The sequence below is a fragment of the Pareuzebyella sediminis genome, assembly GCF_008367235.1.
GTDB classification, from domain to species: Bacteria; Bacteroidota; Bacteroidia; order Flavobacteriales; family Flavobacteriaceae; genus Pareuzebyella; species Pareuzebyella sediminis.
In genome coordinates, this window is sequence record NZ_VTZS01000005.1 from 14,288 (window position 1) to 32,795 (window position 18,508).

Here is an 18,508-nt window from a genome sequence, read left to right on the forward strand (position 1 = left end):
ATAAATACAAAATTAAGGCACATTAATAATTTATATTTCCTGTTTTTTAGTAAAGGTTGGTACTTTTTTGTCCTATATTTAACAAAAAATCAATTAAAACCGAAATTTATGAGTGCTCCTAGTATCGAAAAGACACTTACGCCGAAAGAGACTTTTATCTTTAAGGATTTGGTGGGCCCTCACTTCAACCCTATCTGGCACTTTCATCCTGAGTTTCAAATTTCTTATATCATGGAAGGCGAAGGAACGAGATTTGTAGGGGATAATGTTCAGATCTTTAAGAAGGGTGATCTCGTTCTCACCGGTCCGAACCTACCTCATTTATGGCGCAGCGACGATGCCTACTTTGAAAAGGATAGTAACTTGGTCACTAGAGGCCTGGTTATTTATTTTGACCACGACCTTCTTAGTAAATCATTATTGCGCAGAGAGGAGTTTTATATTATTAGAAAGTTGGTGGAAAATTCTTTACGAGGTGTGGAGTTTTATGGGGAGGTGCGCTACCAAATACGTCGTTTACTTTTGGAAATGTCCGATGAAAAAGGTTTTCGAAGAATTATAAAATTATTGGAAATCTTGGAGATACTTGCTAATACGAAAGACTTTGCACTCTTGACGAGTCCGAGTTACGTGAATTCTTTCAAAGGGAATGATTCGGAAAAAATGAGTCAAGTTTACGACTATGTGATGACAAATTTTAAAACCAGAATAACCTTGGAAGAAGTGGCGGAAATGTTGAATATGACCACGACGTCTTTTTGTAGATATTTCAAACCAAGAGCGAATAAGACCTTTACCAGATTTGTGAACGAAATTAGAATAGGGCACGCACGAAAGCTATTGCTGGAAGACAATTTCAATATTTCACAAATCAGTTACGAATGTGGTTTCAATGCGCTTTCAAATTTTAATAGGCAGTTTAAGGCCATCACGGGTTTAAGCCCTCTCGAATATCGAAAACTGTTTCTCGATATTCAGACCAATGTGGGATAGACTAAAATGTTCAGAATGAGAAAATGCGCCTAAAGGAGAAAAGAAAATGCTGATTTTTTTTAAGATAAAGGAATTATAAAACCTCTTTTAGCTTTAGATTTGTTGAATTCGATTGTATTCGGCTTAATAAATAAGCAATAAATGACCATAGGTCTTAAAAGAAGGCCTGATTAATCTTAGAACCAACCTAAATTGTTATTTGCATGAAAATAGGAATGAATATGTTATTATGGACCAACCATGTAACAGAAAGTCATTTTGACATTATTAATACTTTGAAAAAGACCGGCTATGACGGTATCGAATTGTTTCTGGGAGAAGGTGATGTAAAGCATTATACAAAATTGGGGAACCATTTCTCCGACATTGAAATGGGGGTCACCGCCGTAGCTGCGCTAGCGCCCGAAGAGAATATTGCGAGTCCAGATCAAAAAATTAGGGAAGCGGGGCTCCGGAAACTGAAGTGGTCGATCGATGTGGCCGAAGCGGCAAATGTTGAGGTGATTTGTGGGCCTTTTCATTCCACTTTTGCTTTTTTTACGCGTCAGCCGCCAACAGAAGTTGAAAAGGCCAGAAGTGCCGAGGTACTTTACAAAGCTGCCGAATATGCTAAGGCAGCCAACATTGTTCTTGCCCCTGAGGCCGTAAATCGATTTGAATGTTATCTATACAATACGATGGCCGACCTAAAAACGATGGTCGAACGTGTTGATCATCCAAATTTGGGGGCAATGTACGATACCCATCACAGCAATATTGAAGAAAAGAGCCAGTACGAAGCCATTAAGACCATTGCGCCCTATTTAAAGCATGTGCATATCAGCGAGAACGATAGAGGTACCCCCGGAAGTGGGCAGGTAAACTGGTCAGATGCCTTTCGTGCCCTAAGGGAAATAGAATATGACGGCTGGTTGACGATAGAAGCTTTTAGTACCATTATACCTGAATTTGCCAATGCCATAAACGTATGGCGAGATTATTCGCCATCGGAAGAAATCTATACCAAAGGGCTTAAGCTTATAAGGGAGGGAATGAAAATTGACAATAAATAATTATGTACAAAACTATGAGAAATATTGTACCACTGCTACTTTGTCTTGTCTTGTTGGCCTGTGGTCAAAAAAAGAAGTCCGATAGCGAACAAGCCGATACTAAAAATATAAAAGATACACCGGAACAATGGTTGACTTTTGAGGGTTCCGGTACGAATGCGAAACAGATTGTTTTGATTTCGGGTGACGAAGAGTATCGTTCGGAAGAAGCCCTTCCGCAATTGGCCAAGATTTTATCGAAGCACCACGGCTTTCATTGTACCGTGCTATTTGCGCAGGAAGAGTCAAAACCTGGAATTGTAAATGCGAACTACTTAAATAATATTCCTGGATTGGAGGCACTGGAGACCGCGGACATGATGGTTATTTTCACGCGCTTCCGGGCTTTGCCCGATGAGCAGATGAAATATATCGATGATTACCTGAGGTCTGGAAAACCGGTAATGGGCATTCGTACAGCTACCCATGCGTTCAACTTTGCGAAAGATTCCCTTTCCAACTTCCGTCATTACGGGAACTACTATGAAGGTGATAAAACGGAATGGGAAGGCGGTTTTGGTCGATTGGTTTTAGGTGAAAAATGGATCAATCATCACGGTCACCATAAACATCAGAGTACTAAGGGTATCATAGTCGAAGGTGCTGCCGAAACAGGAATTACCAACGGTATAAAGGATGGTGATGTATGGGGCGCCAGCGATGTATACGGGGTTCGGTTGCCTCTTTCCGGTGATGCCCAGCCCATAATTTTAGGTCAGGTGACGAACCGAAAAGGGGACTATGACGAGAGCGATATCTTTTTCGGTATGAGCCCTGATGACGATGAGCCTGCGACAGTAAATGACAAGGGAGTTAAGCTGAATGATCCCATGATGCCGGTAACATGGATTAAAAGTTATCAGATACCAGGAGGAAAAAAGGGGAAGGCCTTTACCACCACTGTCGGTGCGGCGAACGATATGCTAATAGAGGGTACACGAAGGTTGCTGGTCAACGGGGTGTACTGGGCACTTGATATGACAATTCCTGAAAAGGCCGATGTGAGCTTGGTCGGTGATTACCATCCCACCAAATTTGAATTTAGGGAAGAAGCCTATTGGCCGGAGAGAAACATGGTTATCGAGAGTTTGAGATAACCTACTATTCTTACCTACAATGAAGGCGATCCTCCACTTGCTAAAGTTTAGTTTTTTTGCAGTTCTTTGTCTAGGAATACAAGGATGTAAGAATAACGAAAGTGAAAAAAGTGATAGGTATAAAAAACCGAACATTGTCTTTATTCTCGTCGATGATTTAGGTCTTCACGATTTGAGTGTGACGGGAAGTACCTTTTACGAAACTCCTAATGTCGATCGTATAGCGAAAGAAGGTATGATATTCACTCAAGGATATGCCGCCAGTAGGGTTTGTAGTCCTTCGCGGGCGAGCATAATGCTAGGGAAATTCACGGCAAGGCACGGTATTACCGACTGGATCGGTGCTGCCTCCGGAACGGATTGGCGCAAGCATGGGCGCCACGATAAACTCTTGCCGGCAGAATATAATCACTCGTTGCCTGCAGGTGACGTTTCATTGGCCGAAGCTTTGAGGGCGGAGGGATACCAAACTTTTTTTGCCGGTAAATGGCATCTGGGTAATGAAGGTTCGTACCCCGAGGAGCATGGGTTTACCATAAACCGAGGTGGTTGGGAAAAAGGAAGTCCCATAGGAGGATACTTTTCCCCTTGGGAGAACCCTAAATTACCGAATAAGACAGACGGTGAAAACCTGTCGATGCGTTTGGCGAAAGAAACTGCCAATTTTATCAAACAGCAGAAAGACAGTACTTTTTTTGCATTTTTATCTTTTTATGCTGTGCATGGTCCAATACAGACATCAGAACCGAAATGGCAGAAATATAGAGATAAGGCCGAGGCACAAGGCATAGCTGAAAGGGGCTATGAAATGGAGCGGGTGCTTCCCATACGTATCGTACAAGACAATCCCATTTATGGAGGGTTGGTCGAAGCCATGGATGAAGCGGTGGGTTTGGTGTTAAAAGCATTGAGTGATGCCGGCCTTGAAGAAAATACCATAGTGGTCTTTACTTCTGATAATGGGGGAGTGGCCTCGGGAGACGCTTTTTCTACCTCGAACCTGCCCTTACGTGGCGGAAAGGGGTATCAATGGGAAGGAGGTATTCGTGAGCCCTATTTTATAAAGGTTCCTTGGTTGAAAAATAATGGGGCTGAAAATGATTTTCCGGTAACGGGGGCCGATTTTTACCCCACGTTATTGGATTTGGCCGGAATCGAGCTTTTGCCAGAGCAACATCAGGATGGAATCAGTCTTAAACCAATTTTGGAAGGCGAGGAAATCGATGTGGATAGGCCCTTATTCTGGCATTATCCTCATTACGGAAACCAAGGTGGAAACCCTTCTTCGGTAATTCGTCAGAAGAACTGGAAACTCATTCATTATTGGGAAGATGGAAGCGAAGAACTCTATAACTTAGATACCGATATCGGCGAACAGTCGAATGTTTTGGATCAACATCCGGAAATCGCAAAGTCAATGAGCGATACGCTTTTAGGGTGGCTCAAAGAGGTAGAGGCGAATATGCCCGAAAAAGATATTGAGTTTAATGCCGAATTGGCCCAAAAGCGCCATGAAGACATGGTCACCAAGAGGTTGCCGGCCCTAGAGGCCCAACGGATGGAATTTCTTTCCGAGGATTTTCAGCCTAACCCAGATTGGTGGGGTAGTAAACTGACAAAAGACTAATTCAGACAATGTTTGATGGCTAAGTGCAAGAAATAGCGCTGAGTGTCCATAGTTGATTAATATAAGTGCATTTTAATGAGAGGAATAAGTTCCAAAATATAAGATGGTAATTTGTTCAGTATCTTGGGAAAAGGATTTCCATCGTCTAATTAAAGTCCGTTCAAATGTCTCCAACACTGCTCACCTTTTTGGCTTTTGCACCCATTCTTTTGGCGACAGTACTTCTTGTAGGTTTCAGGATTCCCGCTAAACAGGTAATGCCTCTTGCGCTTCTGGCAACCGTTATCATAGCCTTCTCGGTTTGGCACAATTCGCCCAGGTATATTCTTGCATCGGGCATTCAAGGTCTATTCATCACCTTCGATATTTTATATATCATTTTCGGTGCTATCGTTCTTTTAAACCTCTTAAAATATTCGAAGGCTATCTATACTATCCGCAAGGGCTTTACCAGCATAACAGAAGACCGTAGAATACAAGTGGTGATTATCGCCTGGCTATTCGGATCTTTTATAGAAGGTGCCGCGGGTTTTGGTACGCCTGCCGCGATAGTGGCTCCATTATTGGTGGGCCTCGGATTTCCGGCATTTTGTGCGGTTATGCTAGGGATGATGGTACAAAGTACGGCAGTGACTTTCGGAGCTGTTGGCACTCCGATATTAGTAGGAGTAAGTGGCGGTATACAAAGCCCGGAATTTACCGCTGAATTGTCGAGTTCTGGATTGGAATTTTCGGACTACATCCAATTGGTAACATCCCAAGTGGTCATATTGCACGCTGTGGCAGGGGTGTTTATACCCACCCTAATGGTCTGCATGATGACCCGTTATTTTGGTAAGGACAAATCATGGAAAGAAGGGCTGCAAGTTTTGCCGTTCACCCTTTTTGGCGGACTCGCCTTTATTGTTCCCTATGTGCTTACCGGAACTTTTCTAGGCCCTGAATTTCCCTCGTTATTGGGTGCTCTTGTAGGAATTCCAATCGTTGTTTTTGCTGCCAAACGGGGATTTTTAATGCCTAAAGGGAGGTGGACTTTTGATAACGAAAAAAATTGGCCCTCCCATTGGATGGGCACATTAAACGTAAAATTGGATCAACAGGATACGCAAAAAAAAATACCTCTGGTAAAAGCGTGGTTGCCTTATGTGCTTCTCGCTGTCATATTGGTACTGACGAGATTGGGACAATTACCAATTAAAACCTGGTTGACCGGAATCACCATCGAGTGGAAAGAAATCTTGGGAACCTCTATATCTGCATCGAGTAGTCCTTTATATCTGCCGGGCACCATTCTACTTTTGGTAGGTTTCATTACTATTATGATGCATAAGATGCGCTTAAGGGAAGTGAAAATGGCCTTTTCCGAAAGTGCTAAGATCCTCGTTGGTGCAGGATTTGTCCTTGTATTTACGATTCCTATGGTTCGCATTTATATCAATTCGGGCATCAATCCATCCGGTTTGCCCGGTATGCCGATAGCCATGGCCGCATGGGTCGCCGGAAATGTAGGCGATGTATATCCCTTATTCGCCCCGGCCGTCGGTGCTCTTGGAGCCTTTATTGCCGGTAGTAATACCATAAGCAACCTCATGTTTACCTTGTTCCAGTTCGGGGTCGCCACAAAATTGGCGATGCCATCATTCGTTATTGTGGCACTTCAGGCTGTGGGTGCGGCAGCTGGAAATATGATTGCCATACATAATGTGGTGGCGGCTTCGGCTACTGTAGGTTTTCTCGGAAAAGAAGGTATGGTTCTTCGAAAAACGATTATCCCGACCCTATATTATTTGTTGGTAGTGGGCTTACTGGGGCTTAGTATCACCTTATGAATTAACAACTGAATGGAAGATTTCTACAATAGATTAAAAAAGGACATAAAGGGTGATGTATTGGTAGATGACTACTCCTTAGGCATGTACGCTACCGATGCCAGTATTTACCAAATAACTCCGGTTGCTATCGTTTTACCTAGGGATGGCGAAGATGTTAAGAAAGCCATTGCTGTGGCACGAGCCCATAAAATTACCATTCTTCCTAGAGGAGCGGGTACTAGTTTGGCTGGGCAGACCGTGGGTAAATCAATGGTCTTGGATTTCTCAAAGTACATGAACGCCGTCTTGGAAATTAACGCGACCGAAAAATGGGTACGGGTACAACCCGGGTTGGCCCGAGACGATTTAAATGCCGCATTGAAGCCCTACGGACTTCATTTTGCGCCCGATCCGGCGACAAGTAGTAGGGCGACCATTGGAGGAATGGTAGGCAATAATTCTTCTGGAACAAAGAGTATCCTCTATGGAAAGACCGTTGACCATGTGCTACAGGCCTCGGTTGTTTTGGCGGATGGCACCGAAATGTATTTAAAGAACTGTTCCCCAGAAGAATATCGGAAAAAAGCTTCACAACCGAATCGGGAAGGAGAGATTCATGCGGCATTCAAGAAACTGATAGAAGACAACGTTCAGGAGATTAAAGACCGTTTTCCCAAGGTTATGCGAAGGGTAGGGGGCTACAATTTGGATGAATTTATAGATACCAATCAATGGAATCTCAGCAAATTGGTGTGTGGTAGTGAAGGAACATTGGCCATTACCATGGAGCTAAAGCTAAATCTGGTCGATCTACCCTCGTATAAATCGGTCTGTGTAGTACATTTTTCGAAAGTTCTCGAGGCGATTTCATCGGTAGAGACCATGCTCGGATACAAACCGTCCGCTGTTGAAATTTTGGACAGTACCGTAGTGCAGTTAAGTAAGGAAAACTTGACCACAAAACACCACTGTCATTTTATTGAAGGTGCTCCAGCTGCGATTATGGTCGTGGAATTTTATGGGGATACTCCCGAGGACGTGTTGGATCGACCTAAACAGATGATCGCGCAATTAAAGGCGAATAATTTCGGGTATGCTTATCCGTTGTTTCTTGAAGGGCAAGCGTATGAAGATGTGTGGGTTATAAGAAAAAAGGGGCTTGGGCTGATGTTGGGTTTGAAAGGCAATAAAAAGCCTCTGGCCTTTATAGAAGATGCCGGAATACCCTCGCAACACTTGCCAAAGTATATCGATGAGGTATTGAAGGTATGTCGAAAACACGGCACGGAAGCGGCCATGTATGCCCATGCCAGTGTAGGTGTAATCCATGTGCGTCCGATACTGGATCTGAGGTTGGCGGAAGATATCGAAAGATTAAAAAGAATCACCGAGGATACTTTTAAACTTGTGATGAAATACAAAGGTTCCTGGAGCGGGGAACATGGTGACGGGCTAGTACGTAGTGCTTACAATAAACGTTTTTTTGGTGATATCCTCTATGGGGTATTTTTGGAAGTAAAGCGTCTTTTTGACCCTGATAACTTGATGAATCCTGGTAAGATTGTTGAAGCCCAGACTATAGAACACAATTTACGTTATGGCGTAGCATATAGGGATCAAAAGGTAAAAACGGAATATAAATATGAAGTGGAGGAAGGGTTTGCGGCTTCCGTGCATATGTGTACGGGTGTTGGTGAATGCCGCAAAGTGTTGGGCGGAACCATGTGCCCCAGTTTTAAGGCTACAAGAGACGAGGAACATTCCACAAGGGGTAGGGCCAATGCACTTCGCATGGCAATGTCAGGCCAATTTGGTGCTAAGGGGCTTTCAAGCCATCGGTTGCACGAGGTCATGGATCTTTGCCTTTCATGTAAGGCCTGCAAATCGGAATGCCCCAGTAATGTGGATATGGCCAAAATGAAAAGCGATACGCTTCAAATGTACTATGACGAAAACGGCACTACCTTAAGGGATCGACTGATTCGCGATTCGGCAAAGCTGGCAGCAAATTTATCCGGATGGAAGGCGGGTATGGTAAACAGTATTCAAAAAAGCCACTTGTTTCGGTCTGTTTTAGAACACACCGCAAGATTCGATAAACGTAGAATATTGCCCGATTTTGCTAAAGAACCCTTCTACAAATGGTTTGCTGAAAATGCACATAAAACCAATAAGGGCGTTAAAAAAGTAGTTTTGTTCGCAGATACTTATTTAAACTATCACGAACCCCAAATCGGTATTTCCGCCATGGATTTGCTGAATTCCTGCGGTTATGAGGTCATTTTAGCCAATGTCGGCTGTTGTCAAAGGCCTAAAATTTCACATGGCTTTTTAAGGGATGCAAAAAAAGATGGCGGCAACACAATTAGGGAGCTCAAAAAATATCTGGATAAAGGATTAAAAGTCTTGGTCTGTGAGCCTAGTTGCGCTTCGGCATTGAACGACGACTTGCCCGATATGATTGCCGACCAGAAAACGGCTCGACAATTAAAAAATGGTGTAATGATGATTGATGCCTTCTTGGCCAATGAATTTGAAAATGGACGGTTAGATGTCCATTTTGAATTGGTATCCGAAGCCTTGGCCATTCATGGGCATTGCCATCAAAAAGCACTATATGGAACGAATAATATGAAATCGTTGCTAAAGAATTCAAAAAAGGATGTTGCCGAAATTCCCTCGGGATGTTGTGGTATGGCGGGATCTTTTGGGTACGAAAAGGAGCATTACGATCTATCGGAAAAAATCGGAGCGGAAATTCTGTTTCCTGCGGTAGAGAAGTTGCAAAAAAACTATGAAATTGTAGCTTGTGGCTTTAGTTGCCGTCACCAGATACACCATTTTACAAAAGCAAGGCCAAAGCATTTTGTAGAAGTTATAAGGGCAGTAAAAAATAATTAATATCTTAAAATATCTAAAAAATCCAAATCAATAAAAATAAAGAAGATGGGAGAAATAGATGAAATGAAAACCAGTACAAGGGTGCTATTGGGTCCAGGCCCCAGTGAGGTTCATCCACGGGTATTAAGAGCTATGGCCACGCCATTGATAGGTCATTTAGACCCAGAGTTTCTAGAGGTCATGGACGATATCAAAACCATGACACAAGAATCGTTGCAAACCAAAAATCCGCTAACCTTCGTAGTTTCCGCACCAGGTAGCGCCGGCATGGAGACGTGTCTTGTAAATTTGTTAGAGCCTGGTGACGAGGCGGTAATCTGCATACATGGTGTTTTCGGAAACCGTATGGCAGATATTGCGGAACGCTGTGGAGCAAAGGTAACCAAAGTAGAGGCCGAGTGGGGCACTCCGATAAAAGTTGAGGATATTAAAAAGGTTTTGGAGAATGGTAGTCCCAAATTATTGGCCATTGTACATGCAGAGACTTCTACCGGGGTATTGCAACCTTTGGAAGAAATCAGCAAGTTGACAAAAGCGGCAGGAGCGCTTTTTGTGGTGGACGCTGTAACCTCGTATTGCGGAACGGAACTAAAAGTTGATGAATGGGGCATCGACGCCTTATACGCGGGCAGCCAGAAATGCCTAAGTGCACCTCCGGGGCTTTCGCCTGTCACCTTTAGCCAGGCTGCGATAGACGTACTTGATAATAGAAAAACCAAAGTTCAGAGCTGGTTTTTAGATTTATCGCTGGTCAAAAATTACTGGACAGGGGCTAAAAGGGCCTACCACCATACAGCTCCTATATCCGCCATGTACGCCATGCGCGAGGCACTTCGTATCGTCCTTGAAGAAGGACTGGAAAATCGTTTTAAAAGGCACCAAAAAAATCATGAACTGTTACGCGACGGGCTCGAGAGTATGGGGTTTGAATTTTTAGTGGAGAGGCAGTACCGCCTGCCAATGTTGAACGCCGTACGAATTCCTGAGGGTGTTGACGATGTCAAGGTAAGGAAACGTCTTTTAGACGATTACAATATCGAGATTGGCGGAGGTCTCGGCCCTTATGCCGGTAAAATATGGCGTATCGGGCTAATGGGTGAAAGCTCTGACGCCAACCATGTAAATATGTTGTTGGCGGCCCTTAAGAAAGTAATGTAAGGTTTTATTAAACTTCGTTATGTAAATACGAGCAAAGGAATGAATTTAAGTACTTGCTGGCTTTTAGTCATGTTAATGTTTATGGGCTGTTCGCAACGATCTAATACATCGAAGGCCGCTATTAAGAATGAGGGAATGCCAAATATCATCCTACTCATGGCTGATGATCAAGGCTGGGGCGATACAGCATACAACGGCCACCCCCATCTACGAACCCCGAATCTTGATAGCATGGCTGCGAATGGTGCGGTCTTCGAACGTTTCTATGCGGCATCTGCGGTATGTTCGCCTACAAGGGGAAGTGTGATGACAGGCCGGCATCCCTTACGATACGGCATATGCCATGCCAATTGTGGCCATATAAAGGCCGAGGAAATCACACTGGGCGAAATGGCCAGAAAAACAGGCTATGTGACGGGCCACTTCGGCAAATGGCATTTGGGCACACTTACTAAGGATACCGTAGAAGCCAATCGGGGAGGACGGCCCAAGTTCGATGCCGATTATGCCCCACCATGGGATCATGGTTTTGACGTAAGTTTTGTCACCGAATCGAAAGTGCCCACATGGAACCCTATGATTACGCCACCAAGAAGTTCGGGTGATGTCAACAAATCGTTAAAGGAGGGTGAACCCTTCAATACGGCCTACTGGACGGGTCCCCGTCAAATGGCAACGGAAAACTTGGAGGGCGACGATTCTAGAGTGATTATGGATCGTGTGATTCCATTCATCGAAAATGCCGTAAACGAAAAGAAACCATTTCTAAGCATTATCTGGTTTCATACGCCGCATTTGCCAGTATTGACCGGAGAAGTGTATAGAAAACCTTATAATCACCTATCAGAAGATCAGCAGCATTATTACGGAGTCATTACTGCCATGGACCAACAGGTAGGACGACTTCGAAAAAAGTTAAAATCTCTTGGTATTTCGGAGAAAACCGTAGTGTTCTACACGAGTGACAACGGGCCCGAAGGAAAGTCGGCCAAAGGCCGCACCCAAGGTAGTACAAGAGGATTAAAAGGAAGAAAAAGGAGTCTGAATGAAGGAGGCATACGTGTTCCGGGTATTATGGAATGGCCCGGAAAGGTAAAACCTGGCACACGGGTAAAAATCCCTTGTTTCACTTCAGACTATTTTCCGACCGTAGCCCATATCTTGGGATTGGATTTGAAAGAATACAAACGCCCGTTCGACGGTACCGATTTACTGCCGATAGCACAGGGAGAAGTAAAGCAACGGTTCAAACCTTTGGCATTTGAGTTCCAAGACCAATTGGCGTTAATTGACAATAACTACAAAATTTATAGTAGAGATGGGGGTGAGAGTTTTGAATTATATAATCTTGCATTTGATTCGGGCGAAATGATAAATTTGGCTACAAAAGATTCGGGTAGGCTCGATAAAATGGTTTCCATATGGCGCAAATGGAAAATATCTCAAGAGAACAGCGCCCAAGGAAACGATTATTAAAAAAGTATAAAACGTTACGTACCCATAGAAAATAGTTCAAACTACATATTCTATTTTGATAGGTGCTTATTTTAAATTAAACTTTATAATTACTACCAATGAAAAATACATCTTTACCCTTAGTACTACTAGTTTTATGGTTAGGGTCTTGCCAGCAATCGAGTGAGAAAAAGAACGAGACGGAGCACAAAAAACCTAATATCGTTTTTCTATTTGCGGATGACCAGACTTTTGAGAGTGTTCGGGCCTTGGGGTTCGATGAAGTGTATACTCCGAATCTCGATCGATTGGTCAATGGGGGAACCTCTTTTACCCATGCATACAATATGGGAGGATGGAACGGTGCCATTTGTGTCGCTTCAAGAGCTATGATTATATCGGGATCCTATATTTGGAATGCTCAGGAAAAGAGTCAGGAATGGCGAAAGGGTGATTCAACGGCCTTGACCCAAACATGGAGTAAATTGCTTGAGAATAAGGGATATGATACCTATATGACTGGAAAATGGCATGTACAAGCACCTGCCGATGAAATTTTTTCCCGTGCTGAGCATATTCGACCTGGTATGCCTAGAGATAGAGGAGGAGAATTGGCCGAAGCCCAAAATAAATGGAGAAAAGAATCGGGCGATATGAAAGATTGGAACGACTATATGCCACTCGGTTATGGCCGGCCTACGGGTCCTGAGGACACTGAATGGTCGCCTACCGACACGTTACAAGGTGGTTTTTGGGAAGGAGGTAAGCATTGGAGCGAGGTAGTGCGCGACGACGCTTTATCCTTCATAGATACGGCAAAGACTAAAGACAATCCATTCTTTATGTATTTAGCTTTCAATGCGACTCACGATCCAAGACAAGCACCCCAACGGTTTTTAGATATGTATCCTTTGGAAGACATAAAAGTTCCTGAAAACTTTTTACCCCAATACCCGTATAAAGATGATATGGGGAACCCTCCCGGATTAAGGGACGAAGCTTTGGCTCCTTTTCCGAGAACAGAGTATGCGGTCAAGGTACACCGACAAGAGTATTATGCCCTGTTAAGCCATATGGACGAACAGATCGGTGCTATTCTAGATGCCTTGGGAACCAGTGGTAAAATGGACAATACCTATATCTTCTTCGGTGCAGATCACGGACTTTCAGTGGGTCACCATGGTCTGATTGGAAAACAGAGCATGTTCGACCACAGTGTGCGTATCCCTATGATGGTGGTCGGTCCGGGTATACCCAAGGGAAAGCGTTTAGACCAAGATGTCTATTTGCAGGATATTATGGCTACCTCTTTGGAATTGGCCGACGTTCAAAAACCCGATTATGTACAATTCAATAGCTTTTTGGATATTATTAAAGGGAACCGGGAGGAAAGCCATTACGATGGAATCTACGGAGCTTATATGAACGTACAACGAATGATTCGAAAAGACGGGTTCAAACTTTTGGTCTATCCGAAAATAGAGAAGGTACTTTTGTTCGATTTGGAGAACGATCCCAATGAAATGAACGATTTGTCCGAAAATCCCGAATACTCCGAAAAGGTCAAAACACTTTTCACCGATCTTTTGGAACTTCAGAAAAAAATGAACGATAAATTATCGTTACAGAAGATTTACGAGAAAGTTTTGACAACTCCGGTTAAAGGCTAATGAAGCTATTGCTATTTGATCAAACATTTTCATCCATTTGGGTGCGGTATAAAAACTTGCGATCGAATCTGTTTATAAAAAAAGGTAAGATTCATGAACCTAAAAACTAACATAAGAAGAAGCACAGTTTTCTTATTTGTTCTTTCTTTGGTGTCGCTACAGGGGAATGCACGATATTTCGATTCAAAGAATCCGGTTAAAGGCTTGACCGGCATCGCAAATACACCCACAAATATCATTTTCATTTATGCCGACGATTGGGGATACGGAGATCTAGGAATACATGGCAGCACATTTTGTGAGACTCCAAACCTTGATAAAATGGCTTCCGAAGGTATTGATTTTCAGAATTTTTCCGTGGTTAATCCGGTTTGCTCTCCGAGCCGGGTAGGGGTAATGACCGGGCAATTTCCGGCGAGACATTCGGTGCACGGGCATTTCGCTTCGGTGGCATCACATATTGAGCGTCATATGCCCGATTGGCTCGATCCTCAGGCACCTATGCTTCCTAGAATGTTGAAAAGCGCAGGGTATGCAACTGCCCATTTCGGAAAATGGCATCTTTCCAATACCCATGTGCCGGACGCACCGTCTCCTATCGACTATGGTTATGATGAATATGGCGCTTTCAATCTACCTGGTAGGTTTCATCAAATGAATGCGGATTCGACATTATTGAAAACAATTGATTTTGTGAAGCGGCATAAAGAGGGCCCTTTTTTTATAAATGCATGGATACATGCCACCCATACCCCGCATTATCCAAAGGAGAAGTATTTAAAAAAATTCGAACATTTAGATGAACAAAAGCAGGTATATGCCTCGATAATTGCTGAATATGATGCACGTATTGGAGATGTATTTCAAACTTTAAAGCAATTGGGAATAGATAAGAATACGTTAGTTGTCTTTTCATCCGACAATGGTCCGGAGACTACTGGAAATCCAGATGCGAAAATTCTGGAAGACGCTTCTACCGGTCCTGGACTGGGCACGTTTTATTCGGTGGGTGAAACCGCTGGATTAAAAGGACGGAAACGCTCATTATTTGCTGGGGGGGTTCGGGTACCCTTCATCGCCAGATGGCCTGGAACCATTACTGCAGGAAGCATCGATAAAATAACCGAGTTGGCCGCCGTAGACTTATTGCCTACTTTTTTGGAGCTAACGGGGAGGAATTTACCCACGGGGTATAAACCCGATGGTCAAAGTTTTGTGAAAGCGTTAAAAGGAAAATCCTTTGAAAGAACCGTACCTATTTTATGGGATTGGAGATTTTCATCGAACAGACCCGATTTTTGGCCCTCGGCCGCCATCAAAGAAAATAATTGGAAACTGTTGGTCGATCAAAGGTCGGGCCGCACCGAATTATACCATATCAAAGTGGATTGGTTGGAGCAAAACGATGTTTCGGGTCGGTATCGAGAAAAGGTAGATGATCTTTTGAACAAAATCGAGGCCTTTCAAACGACCTTGCCCACATCTGTGGCAAAGCATTGTTTTTCTAAGGAGCGTGAAAACTCTACCGAACTGATTAATGAACATCGTTGAGCAGTAAGTGAAATGTGGCCATCCAGACATGGGCGGCAGAGCTGTTTAAAAAATAAAATAAGGGGGTATGCAACCTGAAAATTTATCATTTAACGCCCAGAGATTTAATATTTTCAAAACTTTTCTGCTATTTATTTCAGTAGGCCTGATGGGTTGTAATAGCGAGGTCAAAACCAAGGCAGATATTGAAACTCGTCCGAATATTTTATTTATCCTTGTGGACGACTTGGGCAAAGAATGGATAAGTGCATATGGTGCCGAAAATATTGAAACCCCCAATATCGACAAATTGGCCAATTCGGGCATGATGTTCCATAATGCGTATTCCATGCCACAGTGCACGCCTTCAAGGGTAACCTTTTTAACCGGACAATACCCCTTTAGACATGGTTGGGTAAATCATTGGGATGTTCCTCGCTGGGGCGGGGGCGCCCATTTCGACGAAAGAAAGAACCCCTCACTCGTACAAGAACTCAAAAGGGCTGGCTATAGAACCTGTATTGCCGGGAAATGGCAGATAGATGATTTTAGAGTGGAGCCCAATGCACTGACCAAAAATGGATTTGATGAATTCTGTATGTGGACGGGATTCGAGTCCGGGGTAGAACCTAGTGCCGAACGTTATTGGAACCCTTATATATATACCAAGGAAGGAAGCAAAACGTATACCGGTGCTTTTGGTCCTGATATTTTCCGTGACTTTATTATTGATTTTTTGAAGGAAAACAAAGATGACCCCATGTTTGTATATTATCCTATGGTACTTACACATACGCCATTGGTGAATACACCAGATGAAACTTCAGATGACAAATTGGGCAAACACAAAGCCATGGTCAGGTATACTGACAAGATTGTCGGTGATCTTATCGAGGCGCTACGGGCGAACGGTCTGTTGAACAACACCTTGGTGGTTTTTACTACGGATAATGGAACTACAACGGGAATATCAGGGACCTATAAGGGAAAAACGGTGAGAGGAGGAAAATCAAGCACGATGGAGACCGGTATTAGCGAACCCTTTATCGCGAGCTGGCCGAACCGTATTCAAGCCAATCAACAAACGGAGGCATTGGTCGATTTCACAGATGTGCTTCCCACTTTTTTAGATGTGGCAGGAGTTGCTTCCAAAGACTTCTGGAGTGCTGAAAATGCCAACCATACCATAGACGGAAAATCCTTTAAGGAGGTGTTGTTCAATGGTACCGATACCTCACAAAGAGATTGGATTCTCGGGATGGGGGGTGGTAATTATGCCCGTCTCACGGAAAACGGAGTTGAAAATCAATATAATTTCAGGGATAGGGTACTTCGAAATGAAAGATATAAGCTGTACATCGATACAAACAGGATACCGGTTAAGTTCTTTGATATGAAGAACGACCCCTTCGAAGCCTATAACCTTATTGATAGTATAGGTTCGGCCCCGTATAAAACGAATTTTGATCGATTGATGCGCGTAGTTTCAAAGTTTCCAGAAAAGGATAACGACCCGAAATACATTCCGAACCCTCCACAAGCATGGGACGTAGAGATAACCGCTGAAAGTCAAGAATGGAAAAGCTAGGGGAGTTCCTATTGAAAATCTTTGGCGAAATTTTATGTCTTGAAAAGGTCTAAATAAAAAAATCCGACCTGAAATTAGATCGGATTGTATCTCAATTTTATCTTGGTACTCAGTTACACCCTAGGCAAATCCCCTTCACCCTTAAGAGGTAATTCCGATTCTCCCATAAGGTATGTGTCCACATGATATGCGGCCTCCCTTCCTTCGGAAATGGCCCATACGATCAATGATTGTCCCCTACGCTGATCACCAGCAACGAAAACTCCAGGAACATTGGTCATATAGTTTTCTTCGGTGGCCTTAATATTTGTTCTTGCATCGGCTTTAAGGCCAAGTTGTTCGGCAATCGTCATTTCTGAACCCGTAAAACCAAGCGCCAACAATGCAAGTTCACATTTCCATTCTTTTTCTGTTCCTTCGACTTCCTTTAAGACCATAGACTTACCAGGTTCCTTTATCCATTCGACCTTTGAAGTAATCAAGCCGGTCAGGTTACCGTCTTTGTCTCCTACAAATTTCTTGGTCGAAATACTGAAAAAACGCTCTGCACCTTCTTTATGGGAAGAACTGGTACGTAGCCTCATAGGCCAAAACGGCCAAGGTTGTCCTTCGGGCCGATCTTTGGTGGCCATAGGCATGATCTCGAAGTTCGAGACCGACTTGGCACCTTGTCTGAAAGAAGTGCCGATACAATCCGATCCTGTATCGCCTCCACCGATTACAATAACATCTTTATCGGTAGCCAAAATTTCATTATCGAACTGCTTTACGCCATCAACGCGCCTATTGTTTTGAGGTAGAAAATCCATCGCCTGAACAACACCATTCAAATCGGAACCTTCAATAGGCAGGTTTCTGCGAACGGTGGCACCACCGCAAAGTACAATTGCATCAAACTCTTCCTGTAGTTGATCGGCTTTGATATCCTTGCCAATATGAACTCCACATTTAAATTCAATGCCTTCCGCTTCCATTACCTCAAGGCGTCTGTCGATAATATGTTTTTCCATTTTAAAATCTGGAATTCCATAGCGAAGAAGTCCGCCCGGTTTTTCGTCCCGTTCAAAAACGGTCACAAAATGACCGGCCCGATTCAACTGTTGGGCGGCTGCAAGGCCTGCAGGACCAGAACCTACTACGGCCACCTTTTTCCCCGTCCTATTTTCTGGTGGACACGGAACGACCCATCCTTTCTTAAATGCAGTCTCTACAATGTTCTTCTCGATATTTTCGATGGTAACAGGGTCTTCGTTGATTCCCAGCACACAGGCTTCCTCACAAGGTGCAGGACATAATCTTCCGGTAAATTCTGGAAAGTTGTTGGTGGCGTGCAAGACCTCTGCGGCCTTTTCCCATTTGCCCTTGTAAACCGCATCGTTAAAATCAGGAATGAGGTTTCCTAACGGACACCCGCTATGACAAAAAGGAATACCGCAATCCATACATCGGGCTCCCTGATTTTTAAGCTCTTTTTCCTTCAAGGGCTTCGTAAATTCCTTATAATTTTTAACGCGCTCATCTACTGGAGCATAGGGCTCCACTTTTCTATCGAATTCCAGAAATCCTGTAATCTTTCCCATTTCTCGA

At 43.6% G+C, this 18,508-nt stretch carries 12 protein-coding genes; 11 read left to right on the forward strand and 1 reads right to left on the reverse strand.

Features of this window, described 5'->3' with window-relative positions:
* Positions 1-108: 108 nt before the first annotated feature.
* The 11 genes from F2B13_RS16255 to F2B13_RS16305 all read left to right on the forward strand — a co-directional run bounded on the left by F2B13_RS16255 (position 109) and on the right by F2B13_RS16305 (position 16,921).
* Positions 109-993, forward strand: coding sequence for an AraC family transcriptional regulator (locus F2B13_RS16255; RefSeq protein WP_149277181.1), 885 nt, complete (start codon positions 109-111; stop codon positions 991-993).
* Between the two features lie 203 nt (positions 994-1,196).
* Entirely contained in the window at positions 1,197-2,045 is an 849-nt protein-coding gene (locus tag F2B13_RS16260; RefSeq protein ID WP_149304667.1) for a sugar phosphate isomerase/epimerase family protein, read from the forward strand.
* A gap of 14 nt (positions 2,046-2,059) precedes the next feature.
* Positions 2,060-3,181 carry a ThuA domain-containing protein gene (locus tag F2B13_RS16265; RefSeq protein ID WP_149304668.1) on the forward strand — a complete coding sequence of 374 codons (1,122 nt, stop codon included), beginning with the start codon at positions 2,060-2,062 and terminating at the stop codon, positions 3,179-3,181.
* Between the two features lie 19 nt (positions 3,182-3,200).
* Entirely contained in the window at positions 3,201-4,808 is a 1,608-nt protein-coding gene (locus tag F2B13_RS16270; RefSeq protein WP_149304669.1) for a sulfatase, read from the forward strand.
* Between the two features lie 164 nt (positions 4,809-4,972).
* Positions 4,973-6,637 (forward strand): L-lactate permease, encoded by a 1,665-nt coding sequence (locus F2B13_RS16275; protein ID WP_149304670.1) that lies wholly within the window; start codon positions 4,973-4,975, stop codon positions 6,635-6,637.
* A 12-nt stretch (positions 6,638-6,649) separates the two neighbouring features.
* Positions 6,650-9,520 (forward strand): FAD-binding and (Fe-S)-binding domain-containing protein, encoded by a 2,871-nt coding sequence (locus F2B13_RS16280; RefSeq protein ID WP_149304671.1) that lies wholly within the window; start codon positions 6,650-6,652, stop codon positions 9,518-9,520.
* A 45-nt stretch (positions 9,521-9,565) separates the two neighbouring features.
* Positions 9,566-10,678 carry a pyridoxal-phosphate-dependent aminotransferase family protein gene (locus F2B13_RS16285; RefSeq protein ID WP_198440150.1) on the forward strand — a complete coding sequence of 371 codons (1,113 nt, stop codon included), beginning with the start codon at positions 9,566-9,568 and terminating at the stop codon, positions 10,676-10,678.
* A 135-nt stretch (positions 10,679-10,813) separates the two neighbouring features.
* Positions 10,814-12,154, forward strand: a complete 1,341-nt coding sequence (locus tag F2B13_RS16290) for a sulfatase family protein (RefSeq protein ID WP_198440151.1) — start codon at positions 10,814-10,816, stop codon at positions 12,152-12,154.
* Between the two features lie 98 nt (positions 12,155-12,252).
* Positions 12,253-13,803: a sulfatase-like hydrolase/transferase gene (locus F2B13_RS16295; RefSeq protein ID WP_149304672.1), complete on the forward strand. Its 1,551-nt coding sequence runs from the start codon at positions 12,253-12,255 to the stop codon at positions 13,801-13,803.
* 93 nt (positions 13,804-13,896) lie between these two features.
* Positions 13,897-15,354, forward strand: a complete 1,458-nt coding sequence (locus F2B13_RS16300; protein ID WP_149304673.1) for a sulfatase-like hydrolase/transferase — start codon at positions 13,897-13,899, stop codon at positions 15,352-15,354.
* A 67-nt stretch (positions 15,355-15,421) separates the two neighbouring features.
* Positions 15,422-16,921, forward strand: coding sequence for a sulfatase-like hydrolase/transferase (locus F2B13_RS16305; protein ID WP_149304674.1), 1,500 nt, complete (start codon positions 15,422-15,424; stop codon positions 16,919-16,921).
* Positions 16,922-17,034: 113 nt separating this feature from the next.
* Here the strand turns inward: F2B13_RS16305 and F2B13_RS16310 are convergent, their stop codons facing one another.
* Positions 17,035-18,501 (reverse strand): glutamate synthase subunit beta, encoded by a 1,467-nt coding sequence (locus F2B13_RS16310; protein WP_149277190.1) that lies wholly within the window; start codon positions 18,499-18,501, stop codon positions 17,035-17,037.
* Positions 18,502-18,508: the final 7 nt, after the last annotated feature.

Coding starts and splice junctions, on each gene's coding strand:
- F2B13_RS16255 (WP_149277181.1), top strand. CDS start 109: ATGAGTGCTCCTAGTATCGAAAAGACACTTACGCCGAAAGAGACTTTT.
- F2B13_RS16260 (WP_149304667.1), top strand. CDS start 1,197: ATGAAAATAGGAATGAATATGTTATTATGGACCAACCATGTAACAGAA.
- F2B13_RS16265 (WP_149304668.1), top strand. CDS start 2,060: ATGAGAAATATTGTACCACTGCTACTTTGTCTTGTCTTGTTGGCCTGT.
- F2B13_RS16270 (WP_149304669.1), top strand. CDS start 3,201: ATGAAGGCGATCCTCCACTTGCTAAAGTTTAGTTTTTTTGCAGTTCTT.
- F2B13_RS16275 (WP_149304670.1), top strand. CDS start 4,973: ATGTCTCCAACACTGCTCACCTTTTTGGCTTTTGCACCCATTCTTTTG.
- F2B13_RS16280 (WP_149304671.1), top strand. CDS start 6,650: ATGGAAGATTTCTACAATAGATTAAAAAAGGACATAAAGGGTGATGTA.
- F2B13_RS16285 (WP_198440150.1), top strand. CDS start 9,566: ATGGGAGAAATAGATGAAATGAAAACCAGTACAAGGGTGCTATTGGGT.
- F2B13_RS16290 (WP_198440151.1), top strand. CDS start 10,814: ATGCCAAATATCATCCTACTCATGGCTGATGATCAAGGCTGGGGCGAT.
- F2B13_RS16295 (WP_149304672.1), top strand. CDS start 12,253: ATGAAAAATACATCTTTACCCTTAGTACTACTAGTTTTATGGTTAGGG.
- F2B13_RS16300 (WP_149304673.1), top strand. CDS start 13,897: ATGAACCTAAAAACTAACATAAGAAGAAGCACAGTTTTCTTATTTGTT.
- F2B13_RS16305 (WP_149304674.1), top strand. CDS start 15,422: ATGCAACCTGAAAATTTATCATTTAACGCCCAGAGATTTAATATTTTC.
- F2B13_RS16310 (WP_149277190.1), bottom strand. CDS start 18,501: ATGGGAAAGATTACAGGATTTCTGGAATTCGATAGAAAAGTGGAGCCC.